This window comes from Arthrobacter sp. LAPM80 (genome assembly GCF_046736435.1).
Classification (GTDB): Bacteria; Actinomycetota; Actinomycetes; order Actinomycetales; family Micrococcaceae; genus Specibacter.
This window is the reverse complement of sequence record NZ_JBCHVD010000010.1, coordinates 39,027-64,764: the sequence shown is the minus strand read 5'-3', so window position 1 is coordinate 64,764 and position 25,738 is coordinate 39,027. Positions and strand designations below refer to the sequence as shown.

Sequence of the window (25,738 nt, the reverse complement as noted above, 5' to 3'; positions counted from 1 at the left end):
CGCCCGCCCCTTCCCTCCCAGTCTATGACGCAGTTACTGCACGAAAAACGCCGCGGAAAGCGCTATCCACTGCACTAAGTGCGTCACAGACGGGGGTGGGGGCGCGTTACCCGAAGGCCAGCCTGCCCTTGGCTCGGAGTGAATCGATGGCCTCGGCCGGGGACGGCATGCCGTAGACGGCCGAGCCGGCAACGAAGACGTTCGCCCCTGCCTCGGCCGCGCGGGTGATGGTCTCCTCGGTGATGCCGCCGTCGACCTGGATGGCAACGTTCACCCCGGAGCCCTCAATGGCCGCGCGTGCCCGGCGGATCTTTGGCAGCGTGATGTCAAGGAACGCCTGTCCGCCAAAGCCGGGCTCAACCGTCATGATGAGCAGCATGTCGAGCTCGGGCAGCATGTCAAGGTACGGCTCCACCGGTGTGGCCGGGCGCAGCGCCATGCCGGCCTTGGATCCCCTGGCCCGCAGTTCTCGGGCCAGCTTGATGGGGGCGTTGGACGCCTCCACGTGGAACGTCACCGAGGCCAGTCCGGCGTCCGCGTACAGCGGCGCCCAACGGTCGACGTCGGAAATCATCAGGTGGGCGTCAAGCGGCACGGGACTGATCTGCTGGATCCGCTCAACCACCGGCAGGCCGATGGTCAGGTTGGGCACAAAGTGGTTGTCCATGACGTCAACGTGCACGGCGTCAGCATTGGCAATCCGGGCCAGTTCGGCTTCAAGGTTGACGAAGTCGGCGGACAGGATGCTGGGGTTGATGCAGCAGGCAGGCGTGGGGTCGGTCATGAAGGAACCTTTCAGTTCTTGCGGATCAGGGCCAGGAACATGGCGTCGCTTTGGTGGATGTGGGGCCACAACTGCGCCATCTTCTGGTGGGCCGGGATGGGCGAGGCCGGGTTGCCGGCACCTACGCTGCCACTGAGGCTGACGGCGTCAAGGGCGGCACCGGCGTCGAGCAGTTCAAGGTCCTCGCGCTTGCGCACTGCGTCCTCCACCACGGCAATGGTTTCGGCAACGTGCGGCGAGCAGGTCACATAGGCGACCACGCCGCCGGGCTTGACGGCGTCAAGTGCGGAGGCGAGCAGCTCGCGCTGCAGCGGTCCCAGTTCAGTCACGTCCGAGAGCTTGCGGCGCCAGCGTGATTCCGGGCGGCGGCGCAGCGCACCGAGGCCGGTGCAGGGGGCATCGACGAGGATCCTGTCGAAGGATTCGGGGTGTTCCTTGCCGATGTCCCGGCCATCGCCAGTACGCACGGTCCAGGTGTCTTCCGGCACGGCGGCAAGTGCCTGCGTCACGAGCTTGGCGCGGTGCACGGAGGGCTCATTCGCCAAGATCCAGGCTCCCTGTTCGGCTGCGAGAGCGGCCAAGAGGGCTGCCTTGCCGCCAGGACCTGCGCACATGTCGAGCCAGCGCTCCTCGCCGTCGTTCTTCTCCGACGTAACGAAGACGGCGGCCAAGGCCCGGGCCACGAGCTGCGAACCGGCGTCCTGCACGCGGACGGAGCCGTCGCGGACACTTTCAAGGCGGCTCAAGTCTCCTCCGGATGAGAGAGCCGAGTCGGCCACGAGCTCACCGGGCATGAAGCCGGCATCGAAGGCCTCGGACAGGTCGCCCAGACCGGGCAGGGCGACAAGGTTCACCACGGGGGCGGCGTTGTCGGCCTCAAGCAAGGCGGTGATTTCGGAAACGTCGCGGCCGTGGGCCACCAGCGCCTGGCGCATGGCGCGCACGATCCACTCGGGGTGCGAGTGCTCAATGGAGGCGATCTTGACGTCGTCGGTGAGCCCGTCGGTGAGCTCGACGATCCACTCGGGCAGTTCCTTGGCGGCGACCTTGCGCAGAACGGCGTTGACCAGCCCGGAGGGACCGGCACCGATCACGGCGCGGGCCAGCCCGACCGTCTGGTCGAGCGCGGCATGGGTGGGCACGCGCATCGCCATCAGCTGGTGTGCGCCGATGCGCAGCGCGTCAAGGATGGCCGGGTCCAGCTCACTGAGGGGGCGGTCAACGCACTTGGCCAGGATGGCATCGTAGGTTCCCTGGGCGCGCAATGCGCCGTAGGTCAGTTCCGTGGCGAAGCCCGCGTCACGGCGATCAAGGCCGTGCCTGCGGATGCGGGTGGGCAGCACGAGGTTGGCGTAGGCGTCGTCGGCCGACACCGCGCGCAGCACCTCAAAGGCAACCAAACGGGCGGGGTCGGCGACGCGGGTGCGCTGGCCGGGGGCTGTTTCTGTCCGGTTGCGTCCTGTGCTGCGGTTGCGTTCACGCCCCGCGTCGTCACGGCGCCGCACGCCGCCTGCGCCACTGCCCTGATTGTTGCGGGGGCCCGAACGTCCGCCTTGCTCGCTGGTCATTCAAACACCACATCTTCCTTGTTGGCCAGGCCACGTGCCCAGTCCGTTGCTTTCATAAGTTTTTTACCGGCGGGCTGTACTTCAACCAACTCCACCGCATGGGAGCCCGTGCCCACCAGAACCGACTTCGGCTCGATCCGCAGCTGCGCGGGGGCCAGGTCCGTGACATCGGGGCGCAGCAGGACAGGGGCCAGCTTGAACCGCTGTCCGCCGAGCATGGTCCACGCACCGGGCTCCATGGTGACACCGCGGATCCGTCGGTTAATGGCCAGGGCAGGATCATTCCAGTGCACCCGGCCATCCTCGAGGGTCAGTTTGGGTGCCAGAGAAATCTGGCCCTGTTGCACGACGCCGGAGACCGCACCTGCCGCAATGGCGTCAATGGTCTGGGCCAGGAGCACGGCTCCGCTGTGGGAGAGCCGTTCGAGCAGTTGCGCGCTCGTGTCGGTGGCCCGGATGCTCTCGGTCATGGTGCCGTAGACGGGGCCGGTGTCCAGCCCCACCTCCAGCAGGAAAGTGGAGGCGCCGGTGACTTCGTCGCCGTTGATGACCGAGTGCTGCACGGGTGCCGCGCCGCGCCAGGCGGGAAGTAGGGAGAAATGCAGGTTAATCCAGCCGTGGGTGGGAATCTCCAATGCGGACGCAGGGATCAGCGCGCCGTAGGCAACTATGGCGGCGACATCTGGTGCGGCGGCAGCAATGGCGGCGGCAGCCTCGGCGTCGATCCTGTCAGCCTTGATGACAGGCAGGTCCAGCTCTTCGGCGCGGGCGGCCACCGGCGAGGGCGTCGTGACCCTTTTGCGGCCAAGGGGCGCATCCGGTCGGGTCAGGACGGCGACGATTTCATGCCCTGCGGCCCGCAAGGCCTCAAGGGATGGCAGTGCAACGGCGGGGGTACCGGCGAAGAGAACCCTCATTCGGCGGCACCGGCACTGAAGGCAGAGCCTACAGTCTGGGCACGCTTGGCAACTGTTTCAGCCGTCACGTCGTGGTAGTTGGCCATGCGGATGGCTCGCAGGGCGGACTTGCGGTCCTCCCCTTCAAGGCGGTCCACATAAAGCTTGCCGTTGAGATGGTCGGTTTCGTGCTGGAAGCACTTGGCAAGGGTGCCCGTTGCTTCCATGTCGATGGCCTGGCCGTGCAGGTTGACGCCGGTGACGCGGACCCAGCGGTGGCGCTCAACGGTGAACCCCATGCCCGGGACTGACAGGCAACCTTCGGGTTCTGCCGGGGCCATGTCGTCGCTGGACACCAGAATCGGGTTGATGATGTAGCCCTCGTCGCCGTCGACGGAATAAGTGAAGATGCGCTTGTTGACACCGACCTGGGGTGCGGCCAGACCCGCTCCGCGGACATCGAGCATAGTTTCGTGCATGTCCGCGATGAGTTTGGCCAGATCGGGACCAAAACTCGTCACTTCTTCGGCGACGGTCCTCAGGACGGGGTCGCCAATGATGCGAATGCTCAGGATGGCCATGGGTGGGCACCTCACTTTGGTATCGATACGGGCCGGAGCGGGCCGTAAAACTGCTGGCCCCACCAGTCTAGTTGCCCGTTACTGCCCCGGCGGTGCAATTTCGAGCAAAGGGGTGCCGGCGCCCGCCGCATCCAATGACGTTTGCCACACGCGTCGCAGCGAAGCGAACTTGAACCAATGTGCCTTCAGGACCTCGGGGTTGGCCCGCAGCGTGCGGACCTCAGTTTCCCCGATGGCGACGCCAAGCAAGATCGGGTCCTGCCCGTACTTCCAGGACTCCCAGGTCCCTGCCGCTTCATCCACGATGGACTCCTCGGCCTTCATGCCGGCCACCAGCTGCATGACGACCTTGGCGTCAAGGCTTTTGACCTGGCCGTTGCGGTCAGTGCCCTTGGTCTTGTAGTCGATGATGCAGAGCTTGCCTCCGATGGTTGCCACCAGGTCAAGCGTTCCGGCGTAGCCCAGCGATTCATTCCAGACGGTGATTTCCGGGGCCACGGGCTTGACCTGGTATTCCTCCCACCAGTGGTCAAAGCGCAGGGCAAAGTTTCCTTCGCCTTGTTCATCTAACGCCTCGCGGGCTTCCACCAGCTGGTGCGGGCGGTCAAGGGAACGCAGGGCCACTTGTTCGCAGTAGTTGTGGACGCGGTCGCCACGGGCGGCTGCCGCATCCCTGAACTGCTCGGCAGCATTGGAGCTGTCACGCACGACGGTGCGCAATTGCCCAGGGTTGCCCACGGCAGAGCCAAGGTCGGGGTGCTTGGCGACGGCATTGGCCGCCATGTAGCCGATCCAGCCGTCCAGGGAAATGGCCTGCTGGCCGATGACCGTGGTGATTGAGGGAACCGTGGGCGGTTCCTGCAGGGAACGGGCGTACATGCGCCCCAATTCGGTACTGTGGGCCAATGCTGGTGCTGTCATGCCTCTACTATTCCATTTGCCGCCGACACTTGCATCCGACCGGCAAGCCAACTGTGGATAACCCGGCCGTCAGGGACACGAGCAGGGCAGGCGAGGCCCAAACAGCTGCTGTTTCGACGCGGGACGCACCGAAACCTCAAGGGCGCACGCAAAAACTGCCGGAACCCAATGGATTCCGGCAGTCCTTATATATGGAGCGGTTGACGAGATTCGAACTCGCGACATCTACCTTGGCAAGGTAGTGCTCTACCAGCTGAGCTACAACCGCATTTTTACTGCAATAACTGATTTACATCAGCTTGAATAAGACAAACTCATCCGTGGGCGATACTGGGATCGAACCAGTGACCTCTTCCGTGTCAGGGAAGCGCGCTACCGCTGCGCCAATCGCCCAAGCGACTACATAATTTCTGGAATTGCGAAACTGCCGAAACCTGTGGATTTCGGCAGTTTCCGCAAACATCCGAGCGGTTGACGAGATTCGAACTCGCGACATCTACCTTGGCAAGGTAGTGCTCTACCAGCTGAGCTACAACCGCAGTTTTACTGCAATAACTGATTTACATCAGCTTGAATAAGACAAGCTCATCCGTGGGCGATACTGGGATCGAACCAGTGACCTCTTCCGTGTCAGGGAAGCGCGCTACCGCTGCGCCAATCGCCCAATGCATCCCGCTGAACTATACAGCAAAATGCGTTGTTTCAGTCAACCTGGAGGTGGGAACGGGATTCGAACCCGTGTACACGGCTTTGCAGGCCGTTGCCTCGCCTCTCGGCCACCCCACCGTGAATACTGAACGGTGTCATGCGAGCGGTTGACGAGATTCGAACTCGCGACATCTACCTTGGCAAGGTAGTGCTCTACCAGCTGAGCTACAACCGCATGAGCTTCACTTTCCCGCCTCTGCGTTTCCGCTTCGGCAGTCCGTGTTGCTGCGGTGAAAACATTACCCGAGCACATTCCGAAACACCAAATCAGCCATGCACCGGGGTGGCCGGTCAAGCAGCCGAAGTGGGGGGATCGTTGAATTGGCGCCGATTATGCCCCGTGCATTCGAATTACAAAAGTGTCATTTGAGGGGACTTTTGCCCCAATTTCGCCCATTTCCACCCAGATGATTTCTGAGGTGTGCGTCACAACAATGCCCGAAGGTACGACGTCGGGCACTCCCCCGCCGCTTTCCACGCCCTGGACGCCGGTCAGGCTGGCAGACGGTAGCTGCCTCCGAATTACCCAATCAACGGATACAGGCCATGAAAAAATAGCGATTATGAGCACGCGAGGGTTTGAGCTATTGTTTTACACGCACCAAGGGAAGCACACGATCCGCAAAGCGGAAAGTGCATGCAGACATTGGGCGATTGGCGCAGTGGTAGCGCGTTCCGTTCACACCGGAGAGGTCGCTGGTTCGAACCCAGTATCGCCCACCAAGAGAAAAGCCCCTTTGACCAGCACAAATGCTGGTCAAAGGGGCTTTTTCGTGCCGCGGAACAGGATCCTAGATTCTCGGAGCGCATCAGCGCAAGGGAGCGACCCATTAGGACCACGCCTCATCGAGGCGGCAAGCTTGGCCGAGTGGAGCGTAACGTCGCGATAGTCCCGGCGCTCCCTGTCGAGCCAAGCGTGACGGTCACCAGGCATGACGGTCACCAAAGCATGCCAGCCTGATGGTTATGTGCTCATTGAAGGATCCCGTGGCTCTCAGGAAACACTCAGGCTCATTTCCTAGGCTCGAAGGCGTACTAGTTGGATTCGAATTGAAGGAGGGCCCCATGGGACTCGGAGATAAGATCAGCAACAAAGCACAGGAAGTCGGCGGCAAGGCGAAGGAAACCCTTGGCGACGCAACGAACAACGAGAAACTTCAGGCCGAAGGTGCCGCGGATCAGGCTGCCGCGAAGGCCAAGCAGGCTGGTGAGCACGTCAAGGACGCCGCGAAGGATGTCTTCGGCAAGTAGGCATGAGGAACTCTCGCCACTAAACACAAGAAGCGTTCCACCAAGAAAAAGCCCCTCCGAGCAGCAGCAATGCCGGCCGGAGGGGCTTTTTCGTGTCCCGCGGCAAAATGTCGCCGGGCACCCGACAGGCCGGTGTTACGTTCTACTGCATGACTGAAAAAGTAATGGAGCGCCCCGGCGCAAGCCGATGCTGATTGGCGCCGCGATCTGCCTAACAGGCTCCACCAAGCGCTTCATCCACACGGTCAAAACCAAAGGCTTCATGGGGGATCAATAGACCAGCGCCCTTGTGCTGCTGGACAGGCGTATGGGGCATCAGGTTTTCGGAAATGGTTAGTGGGCGAGCTTCAGTCCCACGATGCAGCCGACAAGGCCAAGCAGAAGCAGCACTTTCACTACGGAAACCGACTCGGCACCCGAGAACATCGCGTAGGCCACCGTGAGGGTAGCGCCGATGCCAACCCATACGGCGTACGAGGTGCCCACGGGCAGGGTTCGCATGGCCCAGGCCAGGCCCGCCATGCTGGCAGCTATGGATATTCCAAAGACAATCGTGGGGCCCCCTTTGGACAAGCCCTCACTTTTTCCCAGTGCTGTGGCCCAAACGGCCTCCAACATTCCCGAGACAAGCAAAATTACCCATGCCATCACAAAACAACTCCTCGACGCCGTCTTGTCGCTGGCCGGGTACGGCGTGCCTCGTCCGGGTGCCTTGTGGCCCAAATAGTCTTTCATACACACCATGCAGCCAGGAAGCCAGCGCGGGAGGCCGATCCGGACCCTATCCCTGTGTCAACGGCAGCGATATGATGCGGATATGAGGCGCTTGGGTCCGCAAACGCGGCCACCCACCGAGGAGGAAACTTGTCAAAGTTTGTCGTCATTTACACCGCCCCCAACACAGCAGAGCAGGTCGTGGAAGACAATGACCCTGCCGCAGCCGCCGAAGGCATGAAGGCCTGGATGGAATGGGCGGAACGGGCCACCCGCACCTGATGATGCCCGCGCCTCCATCCAGGTCTACGAGGCCCTAGCCATTCTAGGCATGTAGCCCGCACCCTGAAGTATTCAACCCTCGATTAGGCAGGCACTGTGAGCACCTTTGAATGGCCATCCGACGGCACCAAGGAGAACCCCTGGGTCCTGAAGACTCCCCCTGGAACCTCCGAATACACCATGTACAGGGACATGGACGCGGACCCTGCCGAACTCGTCTGCACCGTCGGCAAGACAGTGCTGAAGTATCGCCTGGACATTGTGCCGTACCTCCACGAAATGTTACTCGCACATGGAAACTGGATGGAACTGGGCAGCGCCGACGAGCAGAAGGCCGCCAAGGACGGAACCGTGGAAGCCTGGGGACGGGCCGAGAACAATCCGGCCGGCGGATGGTATGGACTCAAGAAGGGGTACCGCGGCCGGGTCGGCATGTACCTGCCTCCCCTGCTTGAAGTGCTGGGGCTTGCCGAACTCGAACACAACGCGCGCAACAACCGCATGAGGGGCCTGGAGTAAAGAAGGAAAAACCAGCCTGATCAAACCGCACCCATGGTTGACACTGTGAGGGTTGACACTGTGAGGGTTGACACTGTGAGGTCAGACACTATTATTTAGGAAGTTGGGGCGTCAAGGACCCCAGGAGCGAAGGGAGGTGCCTATTGTCTATTTTTGACGATATTAGGGGCAAGGCCGAGGGACTGATCGGTGGTCACGAAGCGGCCATCAACGACGGCATCGAGAAGGCTGGCGACCTGGTCGACAGCAGGACAGGTGAGAAGTTCAAGGATCAGGTTGATTCCGTGCAGAAGGCCGCCAGCGGCTTTGTGGATGGCGCAGCCAAGTAACCCAAGCCCTTCGCCCTTAATCACGGCGTCATAAGAGGCGTCGGTCCCGTCGGGAGACGGTATCGACGCCTCTTGCCTTTTAAGCCCGGCGAGCCTCAATCAGCCAACCGGCTGTGGAACGCTTGCCTCCTGCGCTTCACGGGCAAGCGCGGTCAGGCGGGACACGGCACGGAAATACTTCTTCTGGTATCCGCCGGTCATCATTTCCGGTGTGAACAACTGGTCCAGGGGTGCGCCACTGGCCAGGATTGGCACATCCTTGTCGTATAGGCGGTCGGCCAGCACCACAAAGCGCAGTGCCACCGACTGCTCGGTGATGGTGTGGACATTGCGCCAGACGACAGCGTCGATCCCCTCAAGCATCTGCCGGTAACGGGACGGGTGCACACCTGCGAGGTGGTCCACGAGGGTGGCGAAGTCGTCAACTGCCACGGTCTTCCCGTCAAAGTCCCGGCGCATGCGCGCATCAAGGTCGCTGTTAAGCAGTGGCTCGGGCGGGGTCGGCAGGCCGCGGTGGCGGAAGTCCTCCCCGTCGATGTGCAGGATCTCGAACTGGTCGGCAAGGACCTGGATCTCGCGTTGGAAGTCAACGGCGGCAAAACGCCCGTCGCCCAGGGCACCGGGCAGGGTGTTGGAGGTCGCCGCCAACTTCACGCCGGCGTCGGCCAATTCACGCATCAGGCGCGACATCAACACGGTGTCGCCCGGATCGTCGAGCTCAAATTCGTCGATGCACACCAGCTTGTAGGTGCTCAGGGCCTCGACTGTCTTGCGGAAGGACAGCGCACCGACGAGGTTCGTGTACTCAACAAACGTGCCAATGGCCTTGGGGCCCTCCGCCTGGTGCCACAGGGAGGACAGCAGGTGCGTCTTTCCCACGCCAAAGCCGCCGTCGAGGTAAATGCCTGCCGGCTTCCCGGCGCCCTTGGCGGCAGCCTTGGACTTTCCGCCGAAGAACTTCCGGAATCCCCCACCTGGCTTCGCCGCTGTTGCGCTGCCGAACTCCGCCAGCATCGTCACGGCCTGGGCCTGGGAGGGCTGGGCCGGATCGGGGCGGTAGGTGGCAAAGGAAACCTCACCAAAACGCGGGGACGGGACAAACCCCTTCAACAGTTCCTCCACCGAAACTGCCGGGCGGCGGGTGGAAAGTTGTTCAACGTGTACCAAGGATGTTTCCGATCGTGAAGAATTTTCAGAAGGGCTTGCGGCGCGCATGGCACAGCCCGTGGCTACAAGAATACCCACCAGATATTGCGATTCGTTAACGGCCGGGAAGTAAAGCGTGTCCCAACTCGTTACGCTAATGAAGAGGAATCACGGCGGGCCCACCCCGGAATTTTCGGGGGGCGGCACCAGCTGACGCAGTTTACAAGAAGGGGCATCATGCCTGTTGCAGTGGAAACAAACGAAAAGTTCGCCGCCTACGCCCACCCGGAGCGGCTGGTGTCAACGCAGTGGCTCGCCGACGCACTGGCCAACGGTGCCGGCAACAACGGCAATCTTGTCGTGGTCGAATCCGACGAGGACGTGCTGCTGTACGAAACAGGCCACATCCCCGGCTCCGTCAAGATTGACTGGCACACCGACCTGAACGACGGCGTCACCCGCGACTACATCGACGGCGCGGCTTTTGCCCTGCTCGCCACGGCGAAGGGCATCTCCCGCGACACCACTGTTGTGGTCTACGGCGACAAGTCCAACTGGTGGGCCGCCTACGCCCTGTGGGTCTTCACCCTGTTCGGTCATGAGGATGTTCGCCTGCTCGACGGCGGCCGCGACAAGTGGATTGCCGAAGGCCGCGAACTAACCACTGACCCCACCGACGCCACACCGTCGGCCGGTTACCCCGTCGTTGAGCGCAACGACGCCCCGATCCGCGCCTACAAGGAAGACGTCCTGGCCCACCTGGGCAAGCCGCTGATCGACGTCCGTTCCACCGAGGAATACACGGGCGAGCGCACCCACATGCCCGCCTATCCCCAGGAAGGAACGCTCCGTGGCGGCCACATTCCCACCGCCGCCTCCATCCCGTGGGCCCGTGCGGCATCCGAGGACGGCACCTACCGCTCACGGGAGGAACTCGAAGCCCTGTACCTCGACGAGGCAGGCCTGGTGCCCGGGGACGACGTCGTGGCTTACTGCCGCATCGGCGAGCGTTCCAGCCACACCTGGTTTGCGCTGAAGTACCTGCTCGGCTTCGAGACCGTGCGCAACTACGACGGCTCATGGACCGAGTGGGGCAACGCCGTTCGCGTTCCCATCGCCATTGGAGCCGAGCGCGGCGAACTGCCCTCTGCCAACTAGTCCCACCGCTTCCCAATCGATCAGAAAGAAACGTACGCTTTAGTCGATGACTACTTCACAAGCACTTCCCCCGGCCCTGGCCGAAATTGTCAATGACTTCCAGGAACTGGAGGAACGCGACCGCTTGACGCTGCTGCTGGAGTTCTCCCGCTCGCTGCCACCCCTGCCGGAGCGGCTGAGGAACCACCCCGAGCTCCTGGAACAGGTGGTGGAATGCCAGTCGCCCCTGTTTCTAACGGTTGAGGCCGAAAAGACCGACGGCGGCGACGTCATGCGGCTGTTCTTTCAGGCCCCGCCCGAGGCTCCCACCACTCGCGGGTTCGCATCGGTTCTGTTTGAAGGCCTGGACGGGTTGACTGCCGAGGAAATTCTCGCGGTTCCCGACGACATGCCTGAGCAGCTGGGGCTGACACGTGCCATCTCTCCCCTGCGCATGCGTGGCATGTCAGCCATGCTGGGACGGGTCAAGCACAAGATCGCAGCCGGTGTGCGCCCCGCCTGACTGCCATAATGGAGGGCATGGCCAAGAAACCTTCCACTGCCGGCGCAGGCACCCCGGCAACTGCCGCCCTGGCGGGCGCCGGCATTCAGTTCACCGCCCACAGCTATCGGCACGACCCCGCCAACACGAACTACGGCCTCGAGGCGGCCACGGTTCTCGGCGTCGCACCCGAGCGGGTATTCAAGACGCTCATGGCCGATGTGGGCGGAACGCTCGCGGTGGCCATCGTGCCCGTCAACGGCACCCTTGACCTGAAGGCGCTGGCCCAGGCACTGGGCCACAAGAAGGCCGCCATGGCCGACCCTGCCGCCGCCCAGCGCCGCACAGGCTACGTCCTGGGTGGCATCTCGCCCCTGGGGCAGCGCCAGCAGTCCCCCACTGTGTTGGACGAATCGGCCCTGCTCAGCGACACGATCTACGTCTCGGGAGGACGCCGCGGCTTCGACGTGGAGCTTTCCCCGGCCGACCTGCTGGCGCTGACTCATGGCACGACGGCGAAAATCGGCAACCCGGCCCGAGCCTAGGCCCGCGGGAGGCCGTACTTGCCGAGCCGGGGCCGCAGCCACTCCTCCACGACGCTTTCCCAGCGCGCGGAGTCCACATTCCATTCCTTGGTGTGGCGGGCCTTGCTGAATGGTTCAAAGGTGACCATTTCGGGGTTCCGCTTGGCGAGTTCGGCCGTGGGTTCATAGGGCACGAAGTCGTCGTCGATGCTGTGCAGGATCAGCGACGGCGTCCGCAGCTCGATGGCCCGGCCCACCCAGTCCATGCCCTTGAAATTCACCGGCGCGGCCAGGCCCGTGATGCGCCGGCCCAGCGGGTGGGTCAGCATGAGTTCGGCGTAGCTGCCAATGAAGTCGGGGATGCGGTTGAGTTGGGCCTGGTGCGCCAGCACGTTGACCCAGCTGATGACTGGCGCGTCAAGGACCATGGCCAGGACGTACTTGCGGTTGCGGGCCTGATCGGCCGTCTGCAGGCTGATCGCCCCGCCCATGGAGTAGCCAAACAACACCACGTCCTTGGCGCCGCGGGAGATCGCGAAGTCGATGGCGACCTCGACGTCGGCCCATTCGGTGACGCCAAGCCCATACCTGCCGTCGGGCGCGTTGGGGGCATCGCCGTCGTTCCTGTAGGAGATCAGGAGGGCATTCATGCCGAGCCTGTGGGCCGTGGGGACGGCGCGGAGGCCTTCGTTGCGGGTGGCGCCGCGGCCGTGCACCATGATGGCCCAGGTGGGTCCGGGGTTTGGCGCCGGTACGAGCCACGCGGGGCCGGGGCCGCCGGGCAGGGCCAGGGTGACATCCTCGCTGTCGAGGCCCATCTGCTCAGGGTGCGAGTACAAGTTGCCGGACCACCAGCCGGAGGTTGCAGTGCGCAGGTCACCGCCGTGGACTGAGAGGACAGCGCGTGTGACGCTGCCCTCGCGGGGCACATAGGAAATGATGGGGCCGACGACGGCGTGGGCGCTGCTGCCGTTGAAAAACAGCCCATAGGTGCCATCGATGATGGTGTCGGGAGTGGCCTCGAGCACCACTTGAAGCCGGGGTCCGTCGGCGATGACGGCAAGGATGGCGAGGTCGTCAACGCGGTGCTTCTCGGGCGTCACCACCTTGCGTGCAAAATAGGCAGCCAGTCCCGATGTGGCAGTGACCACGACGAACGCTCCGGCTCCCACTGCCGCGGCGCCCAGGGCACCCCACTTGAGCCATGAACTTGACTGCTGATCCGAGGTTGCCATGCCTCTATTCTGCCCACGCGTTTCCTGCGCGTCGAGCGGCACACCGGGCCCAAGCGCAACTTTCTTCGCACCACGGCGCCGGGTGCAGTTGCTTATCGGACGCCGAAGCCTATGCTGGTGCCATGAGCGACACGATCATCATCCTGACCGAAGAACCGTTGACAGCCCTCGACGTCGTCAACATCACCGAACTCTATGACCCCGAAGACGACGTTGCGCTGGAACTATTGGTCCCGGCTGATACCAGGCGCAATCTTTTCGTTGACGTCATCGACCAGCTGACAATGCTCGACCTGCCCGGGGCCCTGCGTGAATTCCGTGAAAAACCGGACGCCGAGACGGTTGCGAAGGAGGCCGGGGACATCCTTGCCATCTCCCTTGCCGCACTTGAGGCCGGCGGGGTGAAGGCCACGGGCACCGTTGCCGAGGGCGACGCCGTTGCCTCCCTCGTAGCGAGGGTCACCGAGGCAGGCGCCCGGCAGGCTGTAGTTATCACCCGCCCCCATGCCGTTGCCGACACGTTCCGCCAGGACTGGGCGCACCAGGCACAACGCAAGCTGGGACTGCCCGTCCTGCATTTGTATTCGGATTCGGGATTTATTGGCGACTCCTGAGCGTTGAGAAAAGTATGACTACTCATGAAAGCCACACCGCCGTCGTCAAAAGTGATGCGCAGTGGCGCGACGAACTGAGCCCCGCCGAATACCAGGTGCTGCGCAAGGCAGGCACCGAGCGTCCCTTCACGGGCGAATACTGGGATTCCACCCAGGAGGGCGTGTACGAGTGCCGTGCCTGTGGCGCCGAGCTGTTCACATCGCGGGAAAAGTTCTCCTCGCATTGCGGCTGGCCGTCGTTCTTTGCCCCGCTGGCCGAAGGATCCGTGCGGTACCTGCACGACAACACGCTGGGCATGAAGCGGGTGGAAGTGCGCTGCGCCTCCTGCGATTCACATCTGGGCCACCTGTTTGAGGGCGAAGGCTATGACACGCCGACGGATGAACGCTTCTGCATCAACTCCATCAGCCTGACCCTGCGGGAGGGACCGGTGACACTGTCGCCCGAGGCACCAAAAAAGCCCTGAGCATGAGAGTTTCTTATGCTCGATGTTATTTCAGATTAGTTCTCCTGTCTCTTTGCTACGCTCTAAAAAAGCCCCCCGATGTACGGCGCGGCAAGGACAGCGAGGATGAAAAACCATGAACATGACACTTCTAGCCACAGGCCATGCCGCAGCCTTCGACTACGGCACACTGGCCAACGATCCGGCATGGCTCTCCCTGAAACAGGCCGCCACCGACCTGGCAGCACTCCAGGCCAAGGACGGGTCAGTGCCGGAACCGGCGGACCACGGCACGGCGGCCGGGCTGGTTGATACCATCACGGGTTCGATCGGCTCGCTGGCGGGGCATTTTCCGCACGACGCCCGCTACCTTCAGCTGCTCGTCGACGACTTCACACGCTGGGTCGGGGCAGGCCTTGGCGTGCCGGACTTCCTGGACTCACTCATGGCCTTCACCCCGCAGGAACACCGAATCAACGGCCTGGGCCACCTGGTGGTCTTCCCCATGTACACGCAAAACGGATCCACCAACCGCCACGTTGAGGCCGTCCTCGTTGAGGTCATCTGGCCGGAGTTCATCGGCGAACTGGAAGCCGGCAGCTACTCAAACAAGCTGTTCGTGCCGCTGCGCTTCATCGACTTCACGGCCGGCTACGACACAAACTCCGCCGTGCTGTTCCCCGAAAGCGTCGCCGTGCGCGAGACGCCCACCTTCACGTGGGGCGCCATCTTCCAGGACCGCGAGGCCGCCCGTTTCCGCCGCGTGGTCCGGGAGGCTGCACAGGTGACACGCCTTGATCTGCCGGCCGACGCCGTCGAACTTCTGGAAAACCAGGCCCTCACGGAGGAAACCTTCGTCATGTGGGACCTCATCCACGACAGGACCCACATGCGCGGGGACCTGCCCTTTGACCCGTTCATGATCAAGCAGCGCATGCCGTACTTCCTGTATTCTCTGGAGGAACTGCGCTGCGACCTGACGGCCTACCGTGAATCGGTGGCAGTGGAGCATGACGAACATGCCTCCCCCGAAGCCCGCAGGCACGCGAAACTCGTGCAGTACGCGGTCATTTTCGACAGGATTTTCCGTTTCGCCATCACGGGCTCGCGCGTGCGCAACTACGACGGCCTGGGCGGGCAACTGCTCTTTGCCTGGCTCCACCAGCACCGCGTGCTGCATTGGACCGACACGCAGCTTACGATCGACTGGGCCGAGGTGCCCAATGTCGTCATGGCGCTGGGCCACGAGATTGAGGAGCTGTACTGGCGCTCCATCGACAGGCCCAAGCTGGCACACTGGCTCGCTGCCTACGAGCTCGTCGCCGGAACGCTGACGCCCAACCCAGCCTCCACCTGGGCGAAGGGGCCCGACGCCCTGCCGCTGACGGCACCGCTGCGCGAGATGACCGACCAGGTCATGGACGACGAATTCCCGCTGTCGATGTTCTACGAGGCCCTCGAGAAGAAGATGCGCGCCGTCATCGAGTCCACGGCCGGCATCACGGGCACCAGCGAGGCATAAGTGGGTAGTCTGGAAGGCATGAGCAAACCCCTTGTACTTGTGGCCGGCGGCAGCAGCGCCGCCGGCATTGCCGTGGCCCGCGCCCTGCTTGGCGCCGGCATGCGCGTCCTCACCGTAGGGTCCGACGCCGGCCGCATCGGTGCGGCGGCCCAGGCCGCCGGAGGTGCCGTCCCCCTTGTGTGCGACCTGTCCGATCCGGGCAGCGTTGCCGCACTCGCGGCACGCATCCATGCGGACTTTGGCGCCGTTGACGGGCTCATCCACCTGGTGGGCGGCTGGCGCGGGGGCGCCACCCTGACCGACCAGGGCGATGCCGACTGGGACTTCCTGAACACATCGGTCCTGACCACCCTGCGCAACACAAGCAGGGCATTCTATGACGACCTTGCCGACTCCCCCGTGGGGCGGTTGGCCATTGTTTCCTCCACCTCCGTGACAGCACCCACGGCAGGCAATGCCAACTACGCCACGGTGAAGGCAGCAGCCGAAACATGGGTGCGCTCCGTGGCGCACGGCTTCAAAACGGGCGCGGCGGCGCCGGCTGACTCAAGCGCCGCCGTCGTGCTGGTGGTGAAGGCACTTCTCGACGATGGCATGCGGCAGCGCTCCCCCGAACGCACGTTCCCCGGCTTCACCGATGTGGGCGTGTTGGCGGAGGCCGTGGTGGGGCTGTTTTCGGCCGATGCACACGCGATCAACGGCACCCGCGTTATTCTTGACTGACTTTTAATCCAGACTTTGCCCCAGATCGACGCATCAACAACCGAAGGTACATAGTGAGCACTGGCACCGAATCCACCCGCCTGCACGACCCGAGTGTGAAGGGCTTCGCGTCGGATAATTACTCCGGCATCCACCCCGAAGTCCTGGCCGCCCTGGCCGCTGCCAACGGCGGACACCAGGTGGCCTACGGCGAGGACGCCTACACAGCCCGGCTGCAAGAGGAAATGGGCCTGCTCTTTGGCCGCGACCTCGAGGTGTTCCCCGTGTTCAACGGCACGGGCGCGAACGTGCTGTCGCTGCAGTCGCTCCTGCCGCGGTGGGGTGCTGTTATCTGTGCATCAACCGCCCACATCAACTGCGATGAAAACGGCGCCCCCGAGCGCGTTGGCGGCATGAAGCTGCTGGCGGTGCCCACCACCAACGGCAAGCTGACGCCCGAGCTGATCGATAAGGAGGCCTGGGGCTTTGGCGACGAACACCGCGCCCAGCCGCTGGCCGTGTCCATCACCCAGACAACCGAACTGGGCACCTGCTACACCCCGGCGGAGGTGCGCGCCATCTGCGAGCACGCCCACTCCCTGGGCATGAAGGTGCACATGGACGGCGCCCGGCTGGCCAACGCCGCAGCGTCCCTTGGCGTGCAGGTGCGTGACTTCACCTCCGATGCCGGGGTGGACATCCTCTCGTTCGGCGGAACCAAGAACGGCATCATGTTCGGGGAGGCAGTGGTGGCCCTGAACCCGCAGGCGGCCGACGGCCTGATCTACCTGCGCAAGATGAACATGCAGCTCTCCTCCAAGATGCGCTTCATTTCAGCCCAGCTGCTCGCATTGCTCGAGGACGGCCTATGGCTGAAATCGGCCGGGCATGCCAACGCCATGGCTGCGCGGCTGCGTGCGGGCGTGGAGACCATTCCCGGTGTGCAGTGCACCCAACCGACCGAATCCAACGGCGTGTTTGCCATCCTGCCCGACGGCGTGGCCGGGCGCCTGCGCGAGAAGTTCAGGTTCTACGACTGGAACGAGGCCGCGCGCGAGGTGCGGTGGATGTGCTCCTTCGACACCACCGAGGCCGACGTCGACGCCTTCATTGCGGCCCTTCGCGCCGAACTGGGGTAACCCTGCAAGTCCCGGGCATCCTGCACTGCGGGGCGCTCGGGACCGGCACGTCGGCGCGCCTGCGGCGGTTTGGCCCGGCGCCGTCATAATCTGCCAAGGTGAGCCCACTTCCGCAGCTTCCCGCTGACTTTCAGCTTGCCCTCGCCTCGATGCGTGCTGCACGGTGCCGTCCTGAACTTGCCCTGGCCGAAGTTCCGGCCCCCGCACGGCTTGCGCCGTTTGGCGTTGCCATGGGCGCCGAAATCATCCTCGACGGTGAAGAACTGGCCACAGGGCGGTTCATCGTACTCCACGACCCGCAGGGCTCCTCACTGTGGGACGGTACCTTTCGCATCGTCACCTACGTCAGGGCCCAGCTGGAAGCCGACATGGGCAACGACTCCCTCCTGGGCAATGTCGCCTGGGCCTGGCTCATAGAGGCACTTGAGGAACGGGACGCCCGCTACACCAGCGCCGGCGGAACCGCCACACGCATCCTCTCCGAGAGCTACGGCACGCTTGCCGCGCGCCCTGATGCCATTGACATTGAACTGCGGGCGTCCTGGACCCCCTCCGGGACCTTGATCAGCCCGCACCTTGAGGCCTGGACCAACATGATGGCAACCTTCGCGGGCCTGCCGCCCGTCCCCGACGGCGTGACGCTGCTGCAGCGCCCCCGCCAGCCGCGCTGACCAGTCGGCCATTCGGTAGACTAAGGGCATCATGACCAACCCAGAATCAAGCGCCCACAGCCGCGCCAGGGCAAAAATGTCCACCACACAGCACGTCCGCAGCTCCCCGCCGAACACCGGCCAGAGCGCTCCAGGCACCCACGACGGCAGCGGAATCGACACAGACCTGGCGCAGGCCCCGCTGACAAGCGTTGTCATTGACGGCGTTCGGGTTGAACTCGGCGACCTGCCAGAGCTGGTGGAACTGGACATGCCCCGCGACGGCGTCCCCGCCGTCGTCGACACGGATCCGGCACTGAAACGGTGTGCGGCAGCACTCGCGGCAGGCAGCGGCCCTGCCGCCGTTGACACCGAGCGCGCATCCGGCTTCCGCTACGGGCAGCGTGCCATGCTGGTGCAGATCCGCCGCGAAGGTGCCGGCACCTGGCTCATCGACCCCGAAGCGTTCCCCGACCTGAAGATCATCGACGAGGCATTGCGCGGGGTCGAGTGGATCCTGCATGCGGCAAGCCAAGACCTGCCCTGCCTCGCTGGCGTCGGCCTGTGGCCCGACAGGCTCTTTGACACCGAACTTGCCGCGCGCCTTGCCGGCCTGCCCCGCGTGGGCCTGGGCGCCGTCGTGGAATCCCTGCTTGGCTTCCACCTCGCCAAGGAGCACTCGGCAGCGGACTGGTCCACGCGCCCCCTGCCCGAGCCATGGCTGCGCTACGCCGCCCTCGACGTTGAGGTCCTTGTCGATCTGGAGGAGGAACTTCTCGCCCTGCTCGAGAAGGACGGCAAGCTTGATTACGCCGCCCAGGAATTCCAGCACCTGATTGACGCCGGAGTGCCGCCACCCCGGGTCGACCCCTGGCGCCGGACCTCCGGATCCCACACCATCCGCAACCGCACCCAGCTGGCCGCCGTGCGTGAGCTGTGGACCACCCGCGAGAAGCTCGCCGAGTCCAGGGACATCGCCCCCTCACGCCTGATCCCTGATTCGGCGATTGTGGCTGCCGCCAAGGGCATGCCCGCGACCGTTCCCGCCCTGCTGGCCATCTCCGGATTCCACGGTCGCGCCGCAAAGCGCGACGCACCCAAGTGGCTGCACGCGATCCAGAGCGCGAAGAACAGCGCGGACATCCCACCGCTGCAGGTTTCAAACAACGCCCCACCGCCGCCGCGCATCTGGGCCGAACGCGACCCCGAAGCAGCCGCCCGCTATGCAACGGCGCGCACCCGCCTGTCGGATCTGGCCGATGCCGTCAACATACCGGCTGAGAACATCCTGACCCCGGACTTCCTGCGCCGGCTGTGCTGGCGGCCGCCGTCGGACATCACTGTTGATTCGGTGTCGGAGCGGCTGGCCGAACTTGGCGCCCGCCCCTGGCAGGTGAATATGATCGCCTCCATGCTGACCGAGGCCCTGGTGCACCCAGACCCTCTCCCGCCCAAGGAAACAAGGGACGCCTAGCCGCTCCACCGCACTTCATTTTTTTGTTGGCGCGCCAAAAGCGGCTCGGGGACGATTTGGCCGCTAAGTTACTCACGGGTAACATGATGTGCACCACAGTCGTCGCCCGCCTTGCGGGCAGGACGGCACCCGTTGTACGCACTCGAGGAGCTAGACGTGAGCCAGAATCGGCAGATTAGAGATGTGGTCTTTGTGGACGGCGTCCGCACACCCTTTGGCCGGGCCGGGGAAAAGGGCATTTATGCCAACACCCGCGCCGATGACCTGGTGGTCAAGTGCATCCGTGAACTGATGCGGCGCAACCCGCAGCTACCCGCCGAACGCATTGACGAGGTTGCCATCGCGGCAACGACCCAGTCAGGGGATCAGGGCCTGACGATCGGCCGCACGGCGGCCCTGCTGGCGGGCCTCCCCCAGTCCGTGCCGGGCTTCGCCATCGACAGGATGTGCGCTGGCGCCATGACGGCCATAACCACCACAGCCTCGGGCATCGGCATTGGCGCCTACGACCTCGTCATTGCCGGTGGCGTGGAGCACATGGGCCACCACCCCATGGGGTCGGGTGCGGATCCGAACCCGCGCTTCATGTCGGAACGGATCGTTGACCCCGCCGCACTGAACATGGGCAACACGGCCGAAAACCTGCACGACCGCTTCCCCGCCATCACGAAGGAACGCACGGACGCCTACGCCGCGGCCAGCCAGGCCAAGTTTGCCGCAGCCCTCGCGCAGGGCGAGATCCAATTGGACCTTGTCCCCGTGGCAACGCTCAAGCCCGGGGCCGGCTGGACGGTGAACACCATGGATGAGCCGCCGCGCCCCGGCACCACGCTCGAGGATCTTGGCGCGCTGCGCACGCCCTTCCGCGCCCACGGCCGGGTCACAGCCGGCAATGCGGCCGGCCTCAACGACGGCGCAACGGCCGCCATCCTCGCCTCCGCCGAAGCCGCCGCGGAACTCGGCCTGCCCGTGAAGATGCGCCTCGTCAGCTACGCCTTCGCCGGCGTGGCACCGGAGGTCATGGGCATCGGCCCCGTCCCTGCCACCGAAAAGGCGCTCAGGCTGGCAGGGTTGTCCATCGAGGACATCGGCCTCTTTGAGATCAACGAGGCCTTCGCCGTTCAGGTGCTCAGCTTCCTTGACCACTTTGGCATCTCCGACGACGACGCCCGGGTCAACCGCTTCGGTGGCGCGATCGCCGTCGGCCACCCCCTGGCCTCATCCGGTGTCAGGCTCATGAACCAGCTGGCCAGGCAGTTCCAGGAGGACCCTTCGGTGCAGTATGGCATCACCACGATGTGCGTCGGGCTCGGCATGGGTGGAACCGTCATCTGGGAAAACCCGCACTTCGCCCGCACCGAAGCCGCCGCCTCAACCACCGCCGCCTCAACCACCGAAGGGAGCGCAGCATGAGCGCCCAGGACTTTTCCAAGCTTGCCGAACTGTTTCCCGACGAGGTCGTGACGCACTCCTACGTGCAGGACATCGCGCTGCCCGGCGTTGACGGTGCCCCGAGCAAGGGCACCTTCGCCCTCATCACCTTGGACAACGGCCTTGACCACCGCCGCCCCAGCACCCTTGGCCCGAACACGCTCGTGGGGCTGGGAACGCTCCTTGAAGCCCAGCGGGAGCGGGCGGCCCGGGGCGAGATCGTGGGCGTCGGGGTGACTGGCAAGCCGTTCTTCCTGGCTGCCGGGGCGGACCTGTCGGCCGTCAAGGGCCTCAAGGACTTCCAGGCCGGGCTCTGGATGGCCCAGCTGGGCCACGACGTCTACTCGACCCTGAACGACCTGGGCGTGCCAAGCTTTGTTTTCATCAACGGTTTGGCGCTGGGCGGCGGGCTTGAGCTCGCCCTCAACGCCAACTACCGGACGGTCTCCACCGGAGCAGGCGCACTGGCCCTGCCCGAGGCGTTCCTTGGCCTGGTTCCCGGGTGGGGAGGTGTGTACCTGCTCCCCCGCCTGATCGGCCCGGCCAACGCCGTGACGGTCATGATTGAGAACGCGCTCAGCAACAACCGCACCCTCAGCGGCGCAGCAGCCTACAAGCTTGGCATTGCCGACGCCCTGTTCGAACCCGCCGACTTCGTTGAGCAGTCGCTGAATTGGGCGGCCCGGGTGCTAGCAGGCGCCGAAAGCCCAAGCCGCCCCAACGCGGTGACCGAACCGCTGAGCGAGGAAAACAGCGCGGCCTGGGATGCCGCCGTCGTGCGTGCCAAGGCATTTGTGGAGGCGAAGACCTCAAACGCCGCGCCTGCGCCGGCGAAGGTGATCGAGCTCCTCGAAAAGGGAAAGCACTTCACCAGGGCGCAGTCCTTTGCCGCCGAGGATGCGGCGCTGGCCGACCTCATGCAGACCCCCCAGTTCCGCGACACCGTCTACGCCTTCCTGGACCTGGTGCAAAAGCGCGCCAAGCGGCCGGCCGGTGCCCCCGACCCCAAGCTCGCACGCCCCGTCACCAAGGTGGGCGTGGTGGGCGCGGGCCTCATGGCGGGCCAGTTCGCGCTGCTGTTCGCCCGCCAGCTCAAGGTGCCCGTTGTCATGACCGACATTGATGGGGCCCGCGTGGACAAGGGCGTTGCCTACGTGCACAGCGAGGTGGACAAGCTCCTCGCCAAGGGCCGGATCAGTCAGGATGCCGCGAACCGCACCAAGGCACTCGTGACGGGATCGGTGTCCAAGGAGGTCTTTGCCGACGCCGACTTCGTGATCGAGGCCGTGTTCGAAGAGCTGAACGTGAAGAAGCAGGTGTTCGCCGAGGTGGAGGCAATCGTCTCGCCCGAGTGCATCCTGGCCACCAACACGTCCTCGCTTTCCGTGACGGCGATGGCTGCGGACTTGAAGCACCCCGAGCGTCTGGTGGGCTTCCACTTCTTCAACCCCGTGGCGCTCATGCCGCTGCTTGAGATTGTGCGCGCGCCCAAGACCGACGACGTCGTGCTCGCCACGGCCTTTGCTACCGCCAAAGAGCTGCGCAAGACCGCGGTGCTCGTCAAGGATGCCGCCGCATTCGTGGTGAACCGGGTGCTGCTGCGGCTCATGGCCGAGGTCTCCAAGGCCTTCGACGAGGGCACCGACGCGCACACCGCCGATACCGCGCTGCGCCCCATGGGCCTGCCCATGACCCCGTTCACGCTGCTGGCCATGGTCGGCATTCCCGTGGCCCAGCATGTCACCGAGTCTCTGCATGCGGCGTTTGGCGACCGCTTCCACGTCTCGGCCAACCAGCAGGCGCTGATCGACGCCGGAGTGAAGGCCCTGTGGGAGAGTGCACCCGATGGTTCCCGCGCCATCCCCGCCGACACCCTGGCGCTGCTTTCGTTTGGGGATACGCCAGTCACCGGCGAAGAACTGTTGCTCACGGTGCAGGACGCACTGGCCCAGGAGATCGCCCTGATGCTCGATGAGGGTGTCGTTGCCGGAGCCCAGGACATCGATTTGTGCATGATCCTCGGCGCGGGCTGGCCCATGCATCTGGGTGGCATCACGCCGTACCTTGACCGCGTGGGGGCGTCCGTGCGAGTCAACGGCAGGCTTTTCCACCCGGCCGCCTAGCCCTTCACCGACCAGGACGACGCCGGGCCGGATGACCCGTTTCGCTTTCCACCGGCCGCTACTGAAAGAATGGGGCCATGACCGTTGAGCCAAAATTAACCCGCCGCACCGCCCTCCGAGCCACCACGGCAGCCACCGGCGCTGCCTGCGCACTGGCGCTTGCGGGGTGCGCCGCGGCAGGGGCCGCAGTCCCCAGCAAGGGCAAGACCCCCGACGCCATACCTACCGGCGGCACACCGCACCAGGTGGGCAAGCTGTCCGAGATTCCCGTGGGCGGTTCGGCAGGGGCCACGGCCGACGGCACCGACGTCTTGCTCTTCCGCCCCAATGAAACCACCGTCCTGGCCTACAGCGACATCTGCACGCACGCAGGCTGCAAGGTGGCACCCGACGGTACCGACTTCAAGTGCCCCTGCCACGGTAGCGTGTTCAAGGGCAGCGACGGGACTGTGGTGGCGGGCCCGGCCAAGGCCGCACTGCCCCGTTTTGCCGCAGCCATCGACGGCGAATGGATCACCGTCTCGATCTAGTGCTGTGACGGTGAAGGTTGGGTGGCGTTCTGTGGTCTCCCAACGGCGTCGCGAGGGAACAACCAGCTTAGAAGAGTGCGACCTTCGGCGTCCCGGGGAAGATCACATCAAGCTCGGCGAGGTCTTCCGCCGTCGGCTTCCATGAAGCGGCCTGCGCATTTTGGCGCACCTGCTCCGGCTTCGTGGCGCCGGCAATCACGCTGGCAACCGACGGCTGGGCCGCCAGCCAGGAGAAGGCGACCTGCACTTCCGTCAGGTCCCGGGCGGCCGCAAAGTTACTGAAGGCCTGGAACTGGTTGTGGTCGGCGTCGCCCACCATGTGCTGGCGCGTGTGCGAAAGCCTGCTGCCCTCGGGCACCGTGCCGCCCTTGTACTTGCCCGTCAGCAACCCGTTCGCGAGCGGGAAGTACGGCATGACACCCAGCCCGTAGGCCTCGGCGGCCGGGGTCACCTCGAGCTCTGCTCGCCGGTCGAGCAGGTTGTAGTGGTTTTGGCTGGCCACGAAGCGTTCGGTGCCGGTGGCGCGTGCGGTGAATTCGGCGTCGGCGATCTGCCACCCTGCCAAGTTTGAGTGGCCGATGTAGCGGACCTTGCCGGCGTGGATGAGGTCATCCAGCGCGGAAAGGGTTTCGGACATCGGGGTGCGCCCGTCGGGGGTGTGGTAATAAAACAAGTCGATGTAGTCGGTGCCCAGGCGCCGCAGCGACGCCTCCACGGCCTGCATGATGTATCTCCGTGAGCCGCGCGCTCCCCTGTCCGCACCGTTGGCGCCCTGGGTGTCCATGCCGAACTTCGTGGCCACGACCACCTCGTCCCTGTGCGTCCCGAGAGCCTTGCCCAGCATGGTTTCGCTGAGCCCGCCGGTCATGCCGTAGACATCGGCCACGTCGAAGTGGGTGATGCCCGCATCCAGGGCAGCATGCACCACGGCGTCACTGCCCTCCTGCGTCTGGGTCACCGTGCCTTCGCGGCCCAGGTTGTTGCACCCCAGTCCAACGGTGGAAACCGTCAGTCCGGAGCGTCCTACTTGGCGGTATTCAATGTGGTTCTGCGTCATGCTTCCACCCTATCGAACCCGCCCCCTCATCTATGCCGCAGTTAGTGCATGGAGTTGGGAAAAGGAAGCGCTTTCCACTGCACTTACTGCGTCATAGACGGGAAGGGGCGGGGCTGTGGATAACTTCTGCGGGAATTCCCAAAAGTTGCCACCATTGAAACAAGCCACCTTTTGAAGAAATGCATCCGGAATTTCTCGATTCCCCCTTCACCGTCAAGCAGGCGCAAGCCGAGGGGATCAGCTACGGCAGGCTGCGCCATCGCGAGGTTTTGCGGATCAGCAGGGGTATCAGGACGTTGGCGCACGACGACGACATCCCCGTTGCGCTGCTGACCCGCCCTTTCACCGTGGTCACCGGTTACTCGGCGGCATCACACGCAACGGCCTTTGCCATCTGGGAGCTGCCCGGCCACCTTCCCGGTGCCGATACCGACACCATTCACATTGCACGGCAATATCCGCATGCCTCGCCCCGCAGGAGCGGTGTGCAAGGCCACCGGACAATGCTCCGGGACGAGGAGCTGGTGGTGGTTGCCGACCACCTGATCCGCATGCCCCGGGAAGCATTTGAAGGCCGCACCGAACCGTATGCGAGCCTGGAAGAACTTCATGCAGTGCTGTTCCGGCACAGTGGGACGCCGGGAATCGTCAAGGCCCGTGCAGGCCTGCCGGAACCGCTGCTCAACCATCCAACTTTGCTGTCCGATGGCGTCGTGCGCTCACCTGACCAGTCGTATCCGGACTACAAGGTCGCATCCGAATATGATGGCGGCACACACAATGACCCCGACCAGGTGGAACGCGATGTGCGCAGGAACGAGGACTACACCGGGGCCGGGTGGACCGAGGTGCGCATCATGAAACGGCACATGGCTGATGATGCCAGGGAAGCCGTCGGGAAGATCCGCAACGCGATCTGGGACAGAGGCTGGCGGCCCACGCCAGGCAGCTGA

27 protein-coding genes, 7 tRNA genes and 1 riboswitch are annotated in these 25,738 nt (G+C 64.3%); of the genes, 19 read left to right on the top strand and 15 right to left on the bottom strand.

Annotated features, from left to right (window positions below):
• Positions 1-106: 106 nt before the first annotated feature.
• The 11 genes from rpe to AAGW05_RS11805 all read right to left on the bottom strand — a co-directional run bounded on the left by rpe (position 107) and on the right by AAGW05_RS11805 (position 5,633).
• Positions 107-784, bottom strand: a complete 678-nt coding sequence (rpe, locus tag AAGW05_RS11855; protein ID WP_411804731.1) for a ribulose-phosphate 3-epimerase — start codon at positions 782-784, stop codon at positions 107-109.
• An 11-nt stretch (positions 785-795) separates the two neighbouring features.
• Positions 796-2,352 carry an RsmB/NOP family class I SAM-dependent RNA methyltransferase gene (locus AAGW05_RS11850; RefSeq protein WP_411804730.1) on the bottom strand — a complete coding sequence of 519 codons (1,557 nt, stop codon included), beginning with the start codon at positions 2,350-2,352 and terminating at the stop codon, positions 796-798.
• Positions 2,349-3,269, bottom strand: coding sequence for a methionyl-tRNA formyltransferase (gene fmt / locus AAGW05_RS11845; RefSeq protein WP_411804729.1), 921 nt, complete (start codon positions 3,267-3,269; stop codon positions 2,349-2,351). Before fmt ends, AAGW05_RS11850 begins: the two co-directional genes overlap by 4 nt.
• The gene (gene def / locus AAGW05_RS11840; RefSeq protein WP_411804728.1) at positions 3,266-3,829 is read right to left on the bottom strand and encodes a peptide deformylase; all 564 of its coding nucleotides are present in this window, start codon (positions 3,827-3,829) and stop codon (positions 3,266-3,268) included. The genes fmt and def overlap by 4 nt, the downstream gene beginning before the upstream one ends.
• A gap of 78 nt (positions 3,830-3,907) precedes the next feature.
• Positions 3,908-4,750 (bottom strand): cytochrome, encoded by an 843-nt coding sequence (locus AAGW05_RS11835; protein WP_411804727.1) that lies wholly within the window; start codon positions 4,748-4,750, stop codon positions 3,908-3,910.
• A 192-nt stretch (positions 4,751-4,942) separates the two neighbouring features.
• Positions 4,943-5,018 (bottom strand) — tRNA-Gly (locus tag AAGW05_RS11830).
• 53 nt (positions 5,019-5,071) lie between these two features.
• A tRNA-Val gene (locus AAGW05_RS11825) sits at positions 5,072-5,143 on the bottom strand.
• 73 nt (positions 5,144-5,216) lie between these two features.
• Positions 5,217-5,289 (bottom strand) — tRNA-Gly (locus AAGW05_RS11820).
• A gap of 53 nt (positions 5,290-5,342) precedes the next feature.
• A tRNA-Val gene (locus AAGW05_RS11815) sits at positions 5,343-5,414 on the bottom strand.
• A gap of 48 nt (positions 5,415-5,462) precedes the next feature.
• A tRNA-Cys gene (locus tag AAGW05_RS11810) sits at positions 5,463-5,536 on the bottom strand.
• Between the two features lie 24 nt (positions 5,537-5,560).
• Positions 5,561-5,633: transfer RNA gene (locus AAGW05_RS11805), tRNA-Gly, on the bottom strand.
• 473 nt (positions 5,634-6,106) lie between these two features.
• On the opposite strand from AAGW05_RS11805, the gene AAGW05_RS11800 reads away from it, so the two are divergent.
• Together AAGW05_RS11800 and AAGW05_RS11795 are read left to right on the top strand one after the other, a co-directional pair.
• A tRNA-Val gene (locus AAGW05_RS11800) sits at positions 6,107-6,181 on the top strand.
• 342 nt (positions 6,182-6,523) lie between these two features.
• Complete coding sequence (locus tag AAGW05_RS11795) at positions 6,524-6,709, top strand: CsbD family protein (protein WP_411804726.1); 186 nt, start codon at positions 6,524-6,526, stop codon at positions 6,707-6,709.
• A 333-nt stretch (positions 6,710-7,042) separates the two neighbouring features.
• On the opposite strand, the gene AAGW05_RS11790 is transcribed toward AAGW05_RS11795, so the two are convergent.
• Positions 7,043-7,357, bottom strand: a complete 315-nt coding sequence (locus AAGW05_RS11790) for a DMT family transporter (RefSeq protein ID WP_411804725.1) — start codon at positions 7,355-7,357, stop codon at positions 7,043-7,045.
• 14 nt (positions 7,358-7,371) lie between these two features.
• A riboswitch (guanidine-III (ykkC-III) riboswitch) is annotated at positions 7,372-7,433 on the bottom strand.
• A gap of 140 nt (positions 7,434-7,573) precedes the next feature.
• Between AAGW05_RS11790 and AAGW05_RS11785 the strand changes: the two genes are divergently transcribed.
• The 3 genes from AAGW05_RS11785 (at position 7,574) to AAGW05_RS11775 (ending at position 8,553) form a co-directional block, all read left to right on the top strand.
• Complete coding sequence (locus tag AAGW05_RS11785; RefSeq protein ID WP_411804724.1) at positions 7,574-7,705, top strand: hypothetical protein; 132 nt, start codon at positions 7,574-7,576, stop codon at positions 7,703-7,705.
• Between the two features lie 96 nt (positions 7,706-7,801).
• Positions 7,802-8,224 (top strand): DUF6855 family protein, encoded by a 423-nt coding sequence (locus tag AAGW05_RS11780; protein ID WP_411804723.1) that lies wholly within the window; start codon positions 7,802-7,804, stop codon positions 8,222-8,224.
• A gap of 143 nt (positions 8,225-8,367) precedes the next feature.
• A complete protein-coding gene (locus tag AAGW05_RS11775; protein ID WP_411804722.1) occupies positions 8,368-8,553 on the top strand; it encodes an antitoxin in 186 nt (61 codons plus the stop codon).
• A gap of 99 nt (positions 8,554-8,652) precedes the next feature.
• Here the strand turns inward: AAGW05_RS11775 and zapE are convergent, their stop codons facing one another.
• Positions 8,653-9,720 (bottom strand): cell division protein ZapE, encoded by a 1,068-nt coding sequence (gene zapE / locus AAGW05_RS11770; RefSeq protein WP_411804721.1) that lies wholly within the window; start codon positions 9,718-9,720, stop codon positions 8,653-8,655.
• A gap of 216 nt (positions 9,721-9,936) precedes the next feature.
• Between zapE and AAGW05_RS11765 the strand changes: the two genes are divergently transcribed.
• Genes AAGW05_RS11765 through ybaK form a run of 3 tightly spaced genes read left to right on the top strand, consistent with a single transcriptional unit; the run spans position 9,937 to position 11,883 of the window.
• The gene (locus AAGW05_RS11765) at positions 9,937-10,857 is read left to right on the top strand and encodes a sulfurtransferase (protein WP_411804720.1); all 921 of its coding nucleotides are present in this window, start codon (positions 9,937-9,939) and stop codon (positions 10,855-10,857) included.
• Positions 10,858-10,903: 46 nt separating this feature from the next.
• Positions 10,904-11,359, top strand: a complete 456-nt coding sequence (locus tag AAGW05_RS11760; protein ID WP_411804719.1) for a SufE family protein — start codon at positions 10,904-10,906, stop codon at positions 11,357-11,359.
• 17 nt (positions 11,360-11,376) lie between these two features.
• On the top strand, positions 11,377-11,883 hold the full coding sequence (gene ybaK, locus AAGW05_RS11755; RefSeq protein ID WP_411804718.1) for a Cys-tRNA(Pro) deacylase: 507 nt from the start codon (positions 11,377-11,379) through the stop codon (positions 11,881-11,883).
• On the opposite strand, the gene AAGW05_RS11750 is transcribed toward ybaK, so the two are convergent.
• Positions 11,880-13,097, bottom strand: a complete 1,218-nt coding sequence (locus AAGW05_RS11750) for an alpha/beta fold hydrolase (RefSeq protein WP_411804717.1) — start codon at positions 13,095-13,097, stop codon at positions 11,880-11,882. The genes ybaK and AAGW05_RS11750 overlap by 4 nt on opposite strands.
• 122 nt (positions 13,098-13,219) lie before the next feature.
• On the opposite strand from AAGW05_RS11750, the gene AAGW05_RS11745 reads away from it, so the two are divergent.
• From AAGW05_RS11745 to AAGW05_RS11700, 10 genes are all read left to right on the top strand, one after another.
• Positions 13,220-13,711: a hypothetical protein gene (locus AAGW05_RS11745; RefSeq protein ID WP_411804716.1), complete on the top strand. Its 492-nt coding sequence runs from the start codon at positions 13,220-13,222 to the stop codon at positions 13,709-13,711.
• Positions 13,712-13,725: 14 nt separating this feature from the next.
• Positions 13,726-14,178, top strand: a complete 453-nt coding sequence (msrB, locus tag AAGW05_RS11740) for a peptide-methionine (R)-S-oxide reductase MsrB (protein ID WP_411804715.1) — start codon at positions 13,726-13,728, stop codon at positions 14,176-14,178.
• Positions 14,179-14,299: 121 nt separating this feature from the next.
• Positions 14,300-15,679, top strand: a complete 1,380-nt coding sequence (locus tag AAGW05_RS11735; protein ID WP_411804805.1) for a DUF6421 family protein — start codon at positions 14,300-14,302, stop codon at positions 15,677-15,679.
• An 18-nt stretch (positions 15,680-15,697) separates the two neighbouring features.
• Complete coding sequence (locus tag AAGW05_RS11730; protein ID WP_411804714.1) at positions 15,698-16,402, top strand: SDR family oxidoreductase; 705 nt, start codon at positions 15,698-15,700, stop codon at positions 16,400-16,402.
• Positions 16,403-16,452: 50 nt separating this feature from the next.
• Positions 16,453-17,520, top strand: a complete 1,068-nt coding sequence (locus tag AAGW05_RS11725) for a threonine aldolase family protein (RefSeq protein ID WP_411804804.1) — start codon at positions 16,453-16,455, stop codon at positions 17,518-17,520.
• Positions 17,521-17,618: 98 nt separating this feature from the next.
• Positions 17,619-18,191, top strand: coding sequence for a DUF3000 domain-containing protein (locus AAGW05_RS11720; RefSeq protein WP_411804713.1), 573 nt, complete (start codon positions 17,619-17,621; stop codon positions 18,189-18,191).
• A gap of 31 nt (positions 18,192-18,222) precedes the next feature.
• Positions 18,223-19,644 (top strand): HRDC domain-containing protein, encoded by a 1,422-nt coding sequence (locus tag AAGW05_RS11715; RefSeq protein ID WP_411804712.1) that lies wholly within the window; start codon positions 18,223-18,225, stop codon positions 19,642-19,644.
• 156 nt (positions 19,645-19,800) lie between these two features.
• Positions 19,801-21,057, top strand: coding sequence for a thiolase family protein (locus AAGW05_RS11710; RefSeq protein ID WP_411804711.1), 1,257 nt, complete (start codon positions 19,801-19,803; stop codon positions 21,055-21,057).
• Positions 21,054-23,198, top strand: a complete 2,145-nt coding sequence (locus tag AAGW05_RS11705) for a 3-hydroxyacyl-CoA dehydrogenase NAD-binding domain-containing protein (protein ID WP_411804710.1) — start codon at positions 21,054-21,056, stop codon at positions 23,196-23,198. Before AAGW05_RS11710 ends, AAGW05_RS11705 begins: the two co-directional genes overlap by 4 nt.
• A 77-nt stretch (positions 23,199-23,275) precedes the next feature.
• Positions 23,276-23,728 (top strand): Rieske (2Fe-2S) protein, encoded by a 453-nt coding sequence (locus AAGW05_RS11700; protein ID WP_411804709.1) that lies wholly within the window; start codon positions 23,276-23,278, stop codon positions 23,726-23,728.
• 67 nt (positions 23,729-23,795) lie between these two features.
• On the opposite strand, the gene AAGW05_RS11695 is transcribed toward AAGW05_RS11700, so the two are convergent.
• Positions 23,796-24,785 carry an aldo/keto reductase gene (locus tag AAGW05_RS11695; protein WP_411804708.1) on the bottom strand — a complete coding sequence of 330 codons (990 nt, stop codon included), beginning with the start codon at positions 24,783-24,785 and terminating at the stop codon, positions 23,796-23,798.
• Positions 24,786-24,964: 179 nt separating this feature from the next.
• On the opposite strand from AAGW05_RS11695, the gene AAGW05_RS11690 reads away from it, so the two are divergent.
• On the top strand, positions 24,965-25,738 hold the full coding sequence (locus tag AAGW05_RS11690) for a hypothetical protein (RefSeq protein ID WP_411804707.1): 774 nt from the start codon (positions 24,965-24,967) through the stop codon (positions 25,736-25,738).

Coding starts and splice junctions, on each gene's coding strand:
- rpe (WP_411804731.1), bottom strand. CDS start 784: ATGACCGACCCCACGCCTGCCTGCTGCATCAACCCCAGCATCCTGTCC.
- AAGW05_RS11850 (WP_411804730.1), bottom strand. CDS start 2,352: ATGACCAGCGAGCAAGGCGGACGTTCGGGCCCCCGCAACAATCAGGGC.
- fmt (WP_411804729.1), bottom strand. CDS start 3,269: ATGAGGGTTCTCTTCGCCGGTACCCCCGCCGTTGCACTGCCATCCCTT.
- def (WP_411804728.1), bottom strand. CDS start 3,829: ATGGCCATCCTGAGCATTCGCATCATTGGCGACCCCGTCCTGAGGACC.
- AAGW05_RS11835 (WP_411804727.1), bottom strand. CDS start 4,750: ATGACAGCACCAGCATTGGCCCACAGTACCGAATTGGGGCGCATGTAC.
- AAGW05_RS11795 (WP_411804726.1), top strand. CDS start 6,524: ATGGGACTCGGAGATAAGATCAGCAACAAAGCACAGGAAGTCGGCGGC.
- AAGW05_RS11790 (WP_411804725.1), bottom strand. CDS start 7,357: ATGGCATGGGTAATTTTGCTTGTCTCGGGAATGTTGGAGGCCGTTTGG.
- AAGW05_RS11765 (WP_411804720.1), top strand. CDS start 9,937: ATGCCTGTTGCAGTGGAAACAAACGAAAAGTTCGCCGCCTACGCCCAC.
- AAGW05_RS11760 (WP_411804719.1), top strand. CDS start 10,904: ATGACTACTTCACAAGCACTTCCCCCGGCCCTGGCCGAAATTGTCAAT.
- ybaK (WP_411804718.1), top strand. CDS start 11,377: ATGGCCAAGAAACCTTCCACTGCCGGCGCAGGCACCCCGGCAACTGCC.
- AAGW05_RS11750 (WP_411804717.1), bottom strand. CDS start 13,097: ATGGCAACCTCGGATCAGCAGTCAAGTTCATGGCTCAAGTGGGGTGCC.
- AAGW05_RS11745 (WP_411804716.1), top strand. CDS start 13,220: ATGAGCGACACGATCATCATCCTGACCGAAGAACCGTTGACAGCCCTC.
- msrB (WP_411804715.1), top strand. CDS start 13,726: ATGACTACTCATGAAAGCCACACCGCCGTCGTCAAAAGTGATGCGCAG.
- AAGW05_RS11735 (WP_411804805.1), top strand. CDS start 14,300: ATGACACTTCTAGCCACAGGCCATGCCGCAGCCTTCGACTACGGCACA.
- AAGW05_RS11730 (WP_411804714.1), top strand. CDS start 15,698: ATGAGCAAACCCCTTGTACTTGTGGCCGGCGGCAGCAGCGCCGCCGGC.
- AAGW05_RS11715 (WP_411804712.1), top strand. CDS start 18,223: ATGACCAACCCAGAATCAAGCGCCCACAGCCGCGCCAGGGCAAAAATG.
- AAGW05_RS11705 (WP_411804710.1), top strand. CDS start 21,054: ATGAGCGCCCAGGACTTTTCCAAGCTTGCCGAACTGTTTCCCGACGAG.
- AAGW05_RS11700 (WP_411804709.1), top strand. CDS start 23,276: ATGACCGTTGAGCCAAAATTAACCCGCCGCACCGCCCTCCGAGCCACC.
- AAGW05_RS11695 (WP_411804708.1), bottom strand. CDS start 24,785: ATGACGCAGAACCACATTGAATACCGCCAAGTAGGACGCTCCGGACTG.
- AAGW05_RS11690 (WP_411804707.1), top strand. CDS start 24,965: ATGCATCCGGAATTTCTCGATTCCCCCTTCACCGTCAAGCAGGCGCAA.